Below are 12,509 nucleotides of genomic sequence, written 5' to 3'. Positions count from 1 at the left end.
GGAGCGGGGCGGTGTCGCAAAACCCGTTTTTGAGCTTCAAGTTCCGGGGTGCGGCCAAGGGCGACAAGGTGGTGGTGAAGTGGACCGACAACAAAGGCGAGTCCCGCACCGACGAGGCCACCATCGCTTGACGCCTACCGCATGCTGCGTGCTGCGCGCCGCACGGACCCCGTGTTCGGCGGTCGGCCACGCGAGGGCCAGCGGACCTCATGGCCCGCTGGCCTTTTATCTGGACCGTTAGCCAAGGAAATCCCGCTATGAGTTTTAGCCGCCGCGAGTTTTTGCAGGTGCTGGCGGTGGCCAGCGCCTCGGGCATGGCAATTGCCCACGAGGATGTGCTGGCCGCCAAACCCGGTGCCGGGCAGCGCCTGTACGACATCCCCAAGTTTGGCAATGTCAGCTTTTTGCACTTCACCGATTGCCATGCGCAGCTGACGCCCATCTACTTCCGTGAACCGCATGTCAACCTGGGCGTGGGCGATGCCGTTGGCCGCCCGCCGCACCTGGTGGGCGAGCGTCTGCTCAAGCATTTTGGCATCCGTCCGGGCACGGTCGAAGCGCACGCCTTCACCCACCTGAACTTCGAGCGAGCGGCCAAAACCTACGGCAAAGTCGGCGGTTTTGCCCACTTGGCCACCTTGGTCAAAATGCTCAAGGCCAGCCGTCCGCACGCGCTGCTGTGTGACGGCGGTGACACTTGGCAGGGTTCGGCCACCTCGCTGTGGACCAATGCGCAGGACATGGTTGACGCCTGCAAGCTGCTGGGCGTCAACATCATGACCCCGCACTGGGAGTTCACGTTTGGCGCGCAGCGGGTCAAGGAAGTCGTCGAAAAGGATTTCAAGGGCCACATCGACTTCGTCGCCCACAACGTCAAGACGGCGGACTTCGAAGAGCTGGTCTTCGAACCCTATGTGATCAAAGAACAAAACGGCATTCCGGTGGCGGTGATCGGTCAGGCCTTCCCGTATACGCCGATTGCCAACCCGCGCTGGATGGTGCCGGAGTGGACCTTTGGCATTCGCGACGACCACCTGCAAAAGATGGTGGACGAGGTGCGCGCCAAAGGCGCCAAGGTGGTGGTGGTGCTGTCGCACAACGGGATGGACGTCGATATCAAGATGGCCTCGCGCGTGCGCGGCATCGATGCCATCCTGGGCGGCCACACGCACGACGGCATGCCGGCGCCGGTCATCGTCAAGAATGGCGGCGGCCAGACCTTGGTGACCAATGCCGGCTCCAACGGCAAGTTCCTGGGCGTGCTGGACTTCGACGTGCGCAACGGTCAGGTACGCGACTACCGATACCGGCTGCTGCCGGTGTTCGCCAACCTGCTGCCGGCCGACCGCGAGATGGCCGCCTATATCGAGAAAGTGCGCGCGCCCTACAAGGCCAGGTTGGAAGAAAAGCTGGCCATCACCGAAGGGCTGCTGTATCGCCGCGGCAATTTCAACGGCACGTGGGACCAGTTGATTTTGGATGCGCTGATGGAGGTCAAGGGGGCGGACGCGGCGTTCTCGCCAGGCGTGCGCTGGGGCACCAGCTTGCTGCCGGGCGACGTGATCACCTACGAGCGCATGATGGACCAGATGGCGTTGACCTACCCGGCCACCACCCTCAACGAGTTCACGGGCGCCCAGATCAAGGAGATCATGGAGGACGTCGCCGACAACCTGTTCAACCCCGACCCGTACTATCAGCAGGGTGGGGACATGGTGCGCGTCGGTGGCATCCAGTACACCATCGACCCCACCGCCCCAATGGGCCAGCGTATCCAGAACTTGACCCTGAACGGCAAGCCGCTGGAGGCCGACAAGAAGTACAAGGTGGCCGGGTGGGCGTCGGTGCAAGAAGGCGTCACCGGCACGCCGATTTGGGATGTGGTCAGCACCTATCTGCGCGACAAGAAGGTGATTAAGCCAGTGCGGTTGAACAGCCCGCGGGTGATCAACGTCGGCAACAACCCGGGTCTGGCCACCGCCTGAATGCCGGCATTGGGCGAGCCGCCGCGATCGTGGCGGCCCGCTGCTGTCCGGCGTATTTCCAGCCCGCCCGACGGCGGGCTTTGCGTTTGGGGCAGACCGCAGCCCGTCACGCCGTTGGATAGGTGCCGGGGATCAGGATCGAGCGGTCCACGGTTTCGATGTCGGTGTGGCCGGTGAAGGCCATGGTGAGGTCGAGCTCTTTGTGAATGATTTCGAGCGCCTTGGTCACACCGACTTCGCCCAGCGCGCCCAGTCCGTACAGGAAGGCACGACCGATATACGTGCCGCGCGCGCCCAGCGCGCGGGCCTTGAGTACGTCCTGGCCACTGCGGATGCCGCCGTCGAGGTGGATTTCGATGCGCTGGCCCACCGCCTCGACGATGCGCGGCAGCGCCCGGATGCTGGACTCGGCACCATCGAGCTGGCGGCCACCGTGGTTGCTGACGATGAGGGCATCTGCCCCCGAGTCGGCGGCCAGCTTGGCGTCTTCGACGTCCATGATGCCTTTGAGGATGAGCTTGCCGCCCCAGCGTTTTTTGATCCACTCCACGTCGCCCCAGTTGAGCGTGGGGTCGAATTGCTGTGCCGTCCAGGCCGACAGGCTGCTCATGTCGGCCACGCCCTTGACGTGGCCGACGATATTGCCGAACTGCCGCCGCCGCGTGCCCAGCATGCCCAGACACCAACGCGGCTTGGTCATCATGTCGAGGATGTTGGCCAGCGTCAGTTTGGGTGGCGCGGACAAACCGTTTTTCAGATCCTTGTGGCGCTGTCCCAGGATTTGCAGATCCAGCGTCAGCACCAGTGCGCCGCATTCGGCCGCCTTGGCGCGGTCGATGAGGCGCGCGATGAAGTCGCGATCGCGCATCACGTACAGCTGAAACCAAAAACCCTTGCCGGCATGCTGGGCCACGTCTTCGATGGAGCAGATGCTCATCGTGGACAAAGTAAACGGCACCCCGAAGGCACGCGCGGCGCGAGCTGCCAAGATTTCGCCGTCGGCGTGCTGCATCCCGGTCAGGCCGGTGGGGGCCAGCGCCACCGGCATCGCCACCGGTTGACCGACCATGGTGCTGCGTGTGCTGCGTCCTTCCATATTGACGGCAACACGCTGGCGCAGTTTGATCGTTTGAAAGTCGGCCTCGTTGGCGCGGTAGGTGCTTTCGGTCCACGAGCCGCTGTCGGCATAGTCGTAGAACATGCGCGGCACGCGTCGTTGCGCCAAGCGGCGCAAGTCTTCGATGCAAGTGATGACGGTCATCGCTGGGGTCTCCTCTTGGCACCCCGGATGGTAGCGCCCGCGGACCTGGCCGTCACGTGAAATGCGCCCCCGCCCGATTGAAGAAACGACAGCACAGACCGCGCCCCAAGCAGCGGGGTGGCGTGGGACCCGTCGGACGCCACAGGCACGGCGCGTGCGGCGTCCCCCCGGGGGCGTGGTCGATCGAGGCCTCAGCTGCAGTGCACGCTGCCGCAGCCGCTCATCGTGGCGGGGCGCACTCGGCTCGGGTCGGCCAGGGTTTCGGTGCGCGAGTCGAAGCCGACGGCGCGCATGTGCTGTGCCAGTCCGGCGTCCATGGTCTGCGCGTGCATCGGAAACCACTCGGCCAGCGCGGCGGCCATGCGATCGATGATCTCGTGGTCGCCTTGCAAATAGTGTTCTTCCACCGCGCGCATGGTGTCCAAGATTTGCCGATGATGGGCGGCGTGGCAGTTTTCGGGGGCGAAACCAACGGCCACCATCCAGCGCTCTTCGCGTTCGAAGTGGGCCACCGTATGTGCGACGAGCGCTCGGTACGGTTCGAGCTGCTGCTCGTGCGGCAGCGCGCGTAGCGCCGCGAGCTGGGCAACGAACTCCTCGTGCGTCTCATCCATACGGGCGTCGCCCGTGGCCAGGGCTTCGGTCCAGTGCAGTAGAGGAATATCGGGGAAGGTTTCGGTGGCGGCGGTGCTCATGGTGCACCCAAGCTTATACGCCGCTGCGCCGGCGAGGCTTGACGCGCATCAAGTCCCGCGCGGACACAAGCTGATCAGGCGTCGAAGGGAAAACGCATTTCGCGCAGGTCACGGCGTGTTTCCACCAACACCAGTGGACCGTCGTCGACCACCGCCGCCGCACGCGGCTCGCGGGGCACATGCGCCGGCGGCGCCTCGGCGGCGATGGCCGCTTGGGCGGCAGCGATCTTGTCGGCGTTGGACTGGACCCACTCCAGACCGGCGGCACGCATCAACGCTTCGAGTTGCTCCACGGGCAGGCGATAGGGCGGCGGGGCCGTGTCGCCGCCGGACGGGCGGGCCGGGGTGGCGGCAGAATCGGCAGATGCCGCTGGCGCCACGGTGGCGGTGTCTTGTCGAACGTCGCTGTCGCCGGCCGTCGGCGTGGCTGCCGCCAGTGCGGCTGCCGGTGCGGGCGGCGTGGTTGTGGCGGCACTGTCCGCTGCCCCGTCAGCTGCGGCCGCCGGCGCATGGGCGGCGCCGGCGCTCGCCGGCGGCACGGCGTTCGGGTCGGCCTCGGCACGGCCCGTGGTGGGGCGCTCGAAATACGAGCGACGTGGCGGCTGCGCATCGGCGGCGGGCGCGGTGTCGGCGGCGACCACTGGCGCGCCGGTGCTGCCTTCCTCGGTCGGGGTGGCTTCGCGGCGGGTGCGCTCACGTCCGTAGCGGTCGCGACTACGGCGCTCGCGCGGACGCGACCCCTCGGATGACGGGGCCGTCGGCGTGCTGGCATCCTCACCCGTTGCCGCCGCCACCGCGACAGGCGCCTCGGTGGGGGGCGCGACATCGGCCACTGCGGGCAACGCGCTGTCGCTGGTCGCTTCGTCGCTGGCGCCAGCGCCGCGGCCACCGCGCCGGCCGCGGCGGCGCCGATCGCTGCGCGGACGCGCCGGCTGCTCATCGGCGTCCGAATCGCCTTCGGGCCGAGCAGCCGGTGGCGTATCGCTGGGGATGGTTTGCAGCGACGCGTCTGCGGTCTCGGTGTCTGGGCGCGTCGGGCGCTCGCCGCGCGCACGCCGAGTGCGTCGTGGCTCCGGTGCCGGCACGGCGCTGGGTTCGCCGCCCGTTGCGGTACCGGCTACACCGCTGCCTACGGTCGCGCTGTCGCTGCGCGGCAGGCGCTCACCGCGCACCGATGCCTCATCGCGTGGCGGCCGCGGCGGTCGCTCGGCGCGCTCGCTGCGGTGGCGTGCGCTACGCGCTGTGGAGCCGTCGTCGGCACGTGGCGCAGCGGCGGCGGGCGCCGATGCACTGGCCGCCGGGGTAGCCGGGGCCGATCCCACGCGGGGCGGCACCGCTTGCCATCCGAACAACCGTTTGAGCCAGGCGAAGAAGCCGGTTTCCGCTCCTGTCGGATGTGGCGCCGGTGCCGGTGCCGTGCCCGTCGGAGCGCTTGTGTCGGCCACGGCTGGGGCGGGCGGAGCTTTGGGGGCCGCCACCGGCGCCGGACTGTCGGGCAGCACGCCTTTGATGATCGGCTCCTGCCGGTTGGTTCGCTCTTGACTGCGCCGGGTCACCAGCGCCACGTCGTCGACGATGTCGGCCAGTTTGTAGCTGGCGTCCAGATTGTCCAGGCGCGGGTCGTCGTGTTTGAGGCGCTCCAGCTTGTAGTTGGGCGTCTCCAGCGATTTGTTGGGGATCAGCAGTACGCTGATGCGCTGCTTGAGCTCGATCTTGGTGATCTCGACGCGCTTTTCATTGAGCAGGAAGCTGGCCACGTCCACCGGTACCTGCACCAGCACGGCGGCGGTGTTGTCCTTCAGCGACTCCTCCTGGATCACGCGCAGGATCTGCAGCGCCGACGATTCGGTGTCGCGGATGTGGCCCGAGCCGCCACAGCGCGGGCAGGGGATGGAGGCGCCCTCCGACAGCGTCGGGCGCAGGCGCTGGCGGCTCATCTCCAGCAGGCCGAACTTGCTGATCGGCGCGAACTGCACGCGCGCGCGGTCCTGCTTGAGGGCCTCGCGCAGGCGGTTTTCGACCTCGCGGCGGTTTTTGCTGTCCTCCATGTCGATGAAGTCGATCACGATCAGCCCGCCGAGGTCGCGCAGCCGCGCCTGGCGCGCCACCTCGTCGGCGGCCTCCAGGTTGGTGCGCAGGGCGGTCTCCTCGATGTCGCCGCCCTTGATGGCGCGCGCGGAGTTGACGTCGATGGCCACCAGCGCCTCGGTCTGGTCGATCACGATGGCACCGCCCGACGGCAGCGTCACCGTTCGGCTGTACGCGGTCTCGATCTGGTGCTCGATTTGGAAGCGCGAAAACAGCGGCGCGTTGTCACGATAGCGCTTGACCCGATTGACGTACTCGGGCATGACGTGCGACATGAAGCCCTTGGCCTGCTCGAAGATGTCGTCGGTGTCGATCAGGATTTCGCCGATGTCGCTGTTGAAATAGTCGCGGATCGCGCGGATGACCAGCGTCGATTCCTGGTAGATCAGCTCCGGCTTGGACAGCGCCTTGGCCGCGCCCTCGATGGCGTTCCAGAGCTTGAGCAGGTAATTGAGGTCCCACTGCAGCTCGGCGGCCTCGCGCCCGATGCCGGCGGTGCGCGCGATGATGCTCATGCCGCTCGGATATTCCAATTTTTCGAGTGTGGCTTTCAATTCTGCCCGGTCGTCGCCCTCGATGCGCCGGCTGACGCCGCCGCCGCGCGGATTGTTGGGCATCAGCACCACGTAGCGCCCAGCCAAACTAATGAAGGTGGTCAGCGCCGCGCCTTTGTTGCCGCGCTCCTCCTTTTCCACCTGCACCAGCAGCTCTTGGCCTTCTTTGATGACGTCTTGGATGCGCGCCTGCGACGGCGGTACATTGCCCTGGAAATATTGGCGCGAGATTTCCTTGAACGGCAAAAAGCCGTGTCGGTCTTCGCCGTAGTCGACGAAGCACGCCTCCAGCGAGGGCTCCACGCGCGTGACCACGGCTTTGTAGATATTGCCCTTGCGCTGCTCGCGCCCTTCGATTTCCACTTCGTAGTCGAGGAGCTTCTGTCCATCGACGATGGCCAGCCGGCGCTCTTCGGCCTGGGTGGCGTTGATCAACATGCGTTTCATCGCTCGTTCCTTGCGAACACGGTCCAACCGGCGCCAAGAGGGCGCCCCACAGCCGCAAACCGCAGACCGGTCGAGCGAACGGGGAGGAATTGCCGGAGAGCCGCGAGAAGCGCTGGCGATGCCCGGCGCGCCGCCGGGCAGGGCGCTCAAGCGCGCCCGGGCGTGGGCACGTGGATCACGGTGAACAGAGACGACGGGCCGTGGAGAGTCAACACGGGATGGCAGGCGTCACGGTGGTCACTGGGTCCGGCGTGCAGCCCGCTGCGGCAGACTGCACGTTGGGGGTATTCCGTATCGGTTTCGCTGACTGGACGTCGGTTCTTTCGTCCTGGCGCCGGGCGCAGTCGGGGCGTTCTGCATTCGAGCCCCATGGGCGCCATTCGCACAACGCTGCGCCGCCGCGCCGCCAGGAAGTCGGCAACCACCCATGGCGTCGGCTGCAAACGGGGTGGCGTACACTTCGCGCCGCACCCACCAAACGCCGACACACCAACGGGCGTTTTCATTATACGTGGCAACGCTGTCGGCGTGCACTGCCGCGCGTCGCCGCTCCATGCTCCCGATGCTTTCTGGCATGACTGATCGCGCCGTCCGTCACCTCACCGTCGATGCCGAATCGGCCGCGCAGCGGCTCGACAATTTTTTGCTGCGCGAACTCAAAGGGGTGCCGAAGTCGCTGATCTATCGCATCATTCGCAGTGGCGAGGTGCGCGTCAACAAGGCCCGTGCGCAGGCGCAGACGCGCTTGCACGCGGGCGACGATGTGCGCTTGCCGCCGCTGCGCCTGCCGCAGCGCGACACCGCGGCCCAGGCGCCACCTGCCGTGCCGGCGCGCGACTTTGCACTGCTGTACGAGGACGCGGTGATGCTGGCGCTGGACAAACCGGCCGGGGTGGCCGTGCATGGCGGCAGCGGCGTGGCCTTTGGCGTCATCGAGCAGCTGCGGCAGGCGCGCCCGCAGGCGCCGTTGCTGGAGCTGGTGCACCGGCTCGACCGGGAGACCAGCGGTGTGCTGCTGGTGGCCAAAAAGCGCAGTGCGCTCAAAGCGCTGCAAGACCAGTTCCGCCAGCGCACCACCGGCAAGACCTATCTGGCTCTGGTGCGCGGCGCCTGGCCGCCTGGGCGCACCGTCATCGACGTGCCTCTGCACAAATATCTATTGCCCGACGGCGAGCGGCGGGTGCGGGTCACCGATAACGCCGACCCCCAGGGTCGGCGTTCCATTTCGCTGGTGCGGGTGTTGGGGGCGGTGCATCCACCGCCCGAAGCGGCGGTCGAGTTGGGGCCGATGACGTTGCTGGCGGTCACGATCAAAACCGGGCGCACGCATCAGATCCGGGTGCATCTGGCGCATGTCGGCCACCCGATCGCAGGCGACGACAAGTATGGCGATTTCGCATGGAATCGGCAACTGAGCCGGTTTGGCCTGCGCCGCATGTTTTTGCATGCGTGGCGGCTGTCGATTCGCCATCCGGCGGATGGTCGATTGCTGGAATTGATGGGGCCGTTGCCGCCTGAATTGCTCCAATGGGGTGACGTCGGTCGATTTTTCGATTAGAATCGGTGCCGATACCCAAGGTATCGGTTTCGTTCATCCCTATATGATCAGGACACGTTGTCATGCCAACCTACGCTGAACTCAAAGCCCAAGCCGAAGCGCTGCTGGCACAAGCCGAACAATTGCGCAAGCAAGAGCGTGCCGGGGTCATCGCCGAGATCCGCGCCAAGATGGCCGAATATGGCATCACGGCCGACGAGTTGGCCAGCGGTGCGGCGCGCGGGCGCGGCAAGCGCAGCCGCGCCAAGGCCGAGCCCAAGTACCGCGGCCCCAATGGCGAATTGTGGTCGGGCGGTCCCGGGCGCAAACCCGAATGGGTGCGTCAGATTTTGGCTGCGGGCGGCAACATCGAAAACTACCGCATCGCCTAAGTGCCGCCACGGCGGCGCCCTGGACACGGCGCTGGCCCCGGTGATTGGCAAGGGGCACCCTCGGGGTGCCCTTTGCGCTTTGCCTTGCGCTTCGCCCTCTGCGCTTTGCAGCGGCCGTTCCTGCCGGCGGAGCCACACGTTGCGATGCCGCAGCATCAGCTGATCCGTGACGGCCAGGGATCTCCAGTAACATCGCCGCATGTCTGTCTATTCCGCTGGCGCGACCCGAACCGAGGGACGGCGCTTCGATCTCATCGCCTTCGACTGGGACGGCACACTGTTTGACTCCACGGCGCTCATCGTCGGCTGCATCCAGGCGGCGGTGCGCGACGTCGGCGGCCAAGTGCCCTCGCGTGAACGCGCGGCCTGGGTGATCGGGCTGGGCCTGGCGCAGGCGTTGGCGCACGCCGCCCCCGATGTGCCCCCGCATCGCCACCCCGAGTTGGTGGAGCGCTACCGCCACTACTGGTTTGCGCGCCAGCACGAAGTGACCTTATTCGACGGTGTGGTGCCCCTGCTGCACGCGCTGCGCGCGCGTGGGCACCGACTGGCCGTGGCCACTGGCAAAAGCCGTCGCGGGCTGGATGTTGCGCTGCAGACCGTGGCGCTGCGTGACCTGTTCGACGACAGCCGAACCGCTGACGAGACGGCCAGCAAGCCGCACCCGCAGATGTTGCTGGAGCTGATGGAGGCGCTGGACGTACCGCCCGAGCGCACGCTGATGGTCGGCGACACCACCCACGACCTGGAGATGGCGCGCAACGCCGGCTGTGCCGCGGTGGCCGTGACCTATGGCGCCCACGACCACAGCGGCTTGCGCGCGCTGCAGCCGCTGTACGTGGCGGAGTCGGTGGCGGATTTGCATCGCTGGTTGCTCACCCATGGCTGAAGAGGTCGGCTTCGTGCGTGCAGGGGTGGGGGTGCAGTGGTTTCCCGGCCACATGCACGCCACCGTCAAAGCGCTGCGCGAGCGCCTCAAAGCCATCGACGTCGTCATCGAGTTGTTGGACGCGCGTGCACCGGGCTCCAGCGCCAATCCGCTGCTGGCCGAACTCATCGGCGCGCGCCCGGTGCTCAAACTGCTCAACAAAGACGATTTGGCCGATCCGCAGCGCACCGCGCAGTGGCTGGCGCACTATGAGGCGCAGCCGAACACGCGCGCACTGGCGTGGCGGGCCAGCACCCCCGGGGCGGCACACCGGCTGGTGCCGCTGTGCCGCCAGCTCGCACCGCACCGCGGTGGCATGGTCAAGCCATTGCGGGTGCTGGTGGCGGGCATTCCGAACGTGGGCAAATCCACCCTCATCAACGCCTTGGTGGGACGGCGCGCCGCCAAAGCCGCGGATGAGCCGGGGGTGACGCGGCAGGAGCAGCGTTTCGTGCTGGCCGACGACGTCTATCTGGTCGACACCCCAGGGCTGCTGTGGCCCAAGATCCTGGCGCCAGAGAGCGGCGATTGTCTGGCAGCCCTGGGATCAGTGGGCCGCAATGCCTACGATGAAGAAGCGGTGGCGTTGGCGCTGTTGTCGTGGTTGCAGTGCGACTATCCGCAGGCCGTGCTCGATCGCTACCGCCTCGGGATCGATGTGGCAGCGCTGGCCGCGATGCCGACTGAGGCGCTGCTGGCGGCGATCGGGCGCCGGCGCGGCGCGCTGCTGCCCGGCGGGCGCATCGATTCCCATAAGGCGGCCGAGGTGGTGCTGGGCGATTTTCGTGGCGGGGCGCTGGGGCGTATCACCCTGGAGACGCCACAGCGCTTTGCCGCCTGGATGCAGGCCGCGCAGGCAGCCGAAGCCGAGCGCCAAGCCGCGCGCGCGGCCCGCCGCCGACCGCGGAGCGAGTCGCCGCCTGCCGCGCCGCCGCCGGATACGACGGCGTAGCGGCGCCGCGGCGCGTTTGCCGCTACAGTTGCGGTCATGGACGAGCGTCGCCTGCCCACCGCCAGCGACCCTGCGGCGGCACTGACCCCACGTCAGCGCCAGATTCTGGCCTTCATCGGGCGCACGCTGCGCGAGCGCGGCCTGCCGCCGACGCGCGCCGAAATCGCCGCCACTTTCGGCTTTCGCTCGCCCAATGCGGCGCAGGCGCACCTGGTGGCGCTGGCGCGCAAAGGGGTGCTGGAGTTGTTGCCGGGCAGCGCACGCGGCATCCGGCTGCGCGCCGCGCTGCCCGAGTCCGTTGGAGCCACCGACGCGGCAGCACCGGCCCACGGCGGCGCCGTCCCGACCTCGGTCACCCCGGCGCATGGCGCCGCAGCGGCGGCGCCGGTCCTGGGGCAGCGTCACGGCAGCGCGACACCGGCCGTATCCAACGCCCCGGCCATCCCGCTACGACCGCCGCTGACCCGTCGAGAAGCGTTCGAGGCAGACTGGCTGCAGCTGCCCCTGATCGGCCGCGTCGCGGCCGGCTCCCCGGTGCTGGCGCAAGCCCATGTGGAGGCGGTCTATCCGGCCGATGCGCGCTGGTTTGCGCGCCGCCCCGACTATTTGCTGCGCGTGCGCGGGTGGTCGATGCGCGACGCCGGCATCTGGGATGGCGATATCGTGGCGGTGCAGGCGGTGCGCGAGGCGCGTGCGGGGCAGGTGGTCGTCGCCCGCCTGGGCGATGAGGTGACGGTCAAGCGCCTGCAGCGCGAGGGACGCGGCTGGCGTTTGCAGGCCGCCAATCCGGACGTGGCCGACATCGTGGTGCGTCCCGGGCAGGAGCTGGTCATCGAGGGGGTGGTGGTGGGACTGCTGCGTCCACAGGGTTGGTTGTAGCGGGGTGGCGGCTCCTGCCCGCCAGCACCGGCGCTGCCAGCGCGTCTTCGCCGCCGAGGGGGAAGAAGCCCGTCACGCACGCTCCACCGGGGCGCGGCCAGCGGCCGGGCGCAGCGCCCGACTGGAGGTCTGTTGCCGCACAGGGGCGAGCGCCGGTAGGGCGCAGCGTCGGGTCTGGTCAGTGGAAGTCGTGGCTGGCGCTGCGCAGTGACCCCAGACGTTCGCTCAGATCCTGCACATGGCCGGCGATCAGGTGGCACACGGCGTGCTGGCCCTCGTCTTGGCGCTGCCACTGCCCGCGGATGGCCAGCAGCCGTCCGTGCAGCAGCGCGCTCGCAAAGCGCGTTTGCACCGCGCGCCAGACGATCACCGACACGCTCCCGGCCTCGTCTTCCAGTGTCAGAAACAGCACACCCTTGGCCGTGGCGGGGCGCTGGCGGGCGGTGACCAAGCCACAGGCCCCGAGCAGCCGCCCATGGGGCTGCGCGCGCAGGGCATCGCTGCGCAGCCACGGCCCGGGCGGCAAATGCGGCCGCAGCAGGGCCATCGGATGAGCGCGCAAGCTCAAGCCCAGCCCTGCATAGTCGTTCCAGACTGCCTCGTCCAGCGGTGCCGGGGGCGGATGCCACTCGGGCGGTGGAGACGGGCGGGTCGGGGGCGTGCCGACCGGCGTGTCGGGCGGGTGAGCGGCCGAGCCGAAGGCAGGCCGATGGCGCGGCTGGGGCCGGCCGGGGTCAGCGCAGGCGGTATCCACCGCGCGCGCTGGCATGTCAACGGCAGGCGCCCAGCGC

At 68.0% G+C, this 12,509-nt stretch carries 11 protein-coding genes; 7 read left to right on the top strand and 4 right to left on the bottom strand.

Annotated elements, in window-relative coordinates; genetic code table 11:
* Positions 1 to 131: thiosulfate oxidation carrier complex protein SoxZ (locus Tchar_RS12400; RefSeq protein WP_201739291.1), on the top strand; the 131-nt coding region annotated here is incomplete at its 5' end.
* A gap of 126 nt (positions 132 to 257) precedes the next feature.
* The gene (gene soxB, locus Tchar_RS12395) at positions 258 to 1,985 is read left to right on the top strand and encodes a thiosulfohydrolase SoxB (RefSeq protein ID WP_144329317.1); all 1,728 of its coding nucleotides are present in this window, start codon (positions 258 to 260) and stop codon (positions 1,983 to 1,985) included.
* 106 nt (positions 1,986 to 2,091) lie between these two features.
* On the opposite strand, the gene Tchar_RS12390 is transcribed toward soxB, so the two are convergent.
* The 3 genes from Tchar_RS12390 to Tchar_RS12380 form a co-directional block, all read right to left on the bottom strand.
* Entirely contained in the window at positions 2,092 to 3,246 is a 1,155-nt protein-coding gene (locus tag Tchar_RS12390; protein WP_144329316.1) for an alpha-hydroxy acid oxidase, read from the bottom strand.
* A 191-nt stretch (positions 3,247 to 3,437) separates the two neighbouring features.
* Complete coding sequence (locus Tchar_RS12385) at positions 3,438 to 3,941, bottom strand: hemerythrin domain-containing protein (RefSeq protein ID WP_144329315.1); 504 nt, start codon at positions 3,939 to 3,941, stop codon at positions 3,438 to 3,440.
* Between the two features lie 74 nt (positions 3,942 to 4,015).
* On the bottom strand, positions 4,016 to 7,030 hold the full coding sequence (locus tag Tchar_RS12380) for a ribonuclease E/G (RefSeq protein ID WP_144329314.1): 3,015 nt from the start codon (positions 7,028 to 7,030) through the stop codon (positions 4,016 to 4,018).
* A gap of 553 nt (positions 7,031 to 7,583) precedes the next feature.
* Between Tchar_RS12380 and Tchar_RS12375 the strand changes: the two genes are divergently transcribed.
* The 5 genes from Tchar_RS12375 to lexA all read left to right on the top strand — a co-directional run bounded on the left by Tchar_RS12375 (position 7,584) and on the right by lexA (position 11,718).
* The gene (locus Tchar_RS12375) at positions 7,584 to 8,588 is read left to right on the top strand and encodes an RluA family pseudouridine synthase (protein ID WP_144329313.1); all 1,005 of its coding nucleotides are present in this window, start codon (positions 7,584 to 7,586) and stop codon (positions 8,586 to 8,588) included.
* A 62-nt stretch (positions 8,589 to 8,650) separates the two neighbouring features.
* Positions 8,651 to 8,959 (top strand): H-NS histone family protein, encoded by a 309-nt coding sequence (locus Tchar_RS12370; protein ID WP_144329312.1) that lies wholly within the window; start codon positions 8,651 to 8,653, stop codon positions 8,957 to 8,959.
* 199 nt (positions 8,960 to 9,158) lie between these two features.
* Complete coding sequence (locus Tchar_RS12365; RefSeq protein WP_144329311.1) at positions 9,159 to 9,848, top strand: HAD family hydrolase; 690 nt, start codon at positions 9,159 to 9,161, stop codon at positions 9,846 to 9,848.
* Between the two features lie 25 nt (positions 9,849 to 9,873).
* Complete coding sequence (gene ylqF / locus Tchar_RS12360; protein WP_144329318.1) at positions 9,874 to 10,839, top strand: ribosome biogenesis GTPase YlqF; 966 nt, start codon at positions 9,874 to 9,876, stop codon at positions 10,837 to 10,839.
* A 36-nt stretch (positions 10,840 to 10,875) separates the two neighbouring features.
* Complete coding sequence (gene lexA, locus Tchar_RS12355; RefSeq protein WP_144329310.1) at positions 10,876 to 11,718, top strand: transcriptional repressor LexA; 843 nt, start codon at positions 10,876 to 10,878, stop codon at positions 11,716 to 11,718.
* A gap of 178 nt (positions 11,719 to 11,896) precedes the next feature.
* On the opposite strand, the gene Tchar_RS12350 is transcribed toward lexA, so the two are convergent.
* Positions 11,897 to 12,509: OB-fold nucleic acid binding domain-containing protein (locus Tchar_RS12350; protein ID WP_236640457.1), on the bottom strand; the 613-nt coding region annotated here is incomplete at its 5' end.

This window comes from Tepidimonas charontis (assembly GCF_007556685.1).
Classification (GTDB): domain Bacteria; phylum Pseudomonadota; class Gammaproteobacteria; order Burkholderiales; family Burkholderiaceae_C; genus Tepidimonas; species Tepidimonas charontis.
The sequence above is the reverse complement of the archived record's forward strand: the minus strand, read 5'-3'. Positions and strand labels throughout refer to the sequence as shown.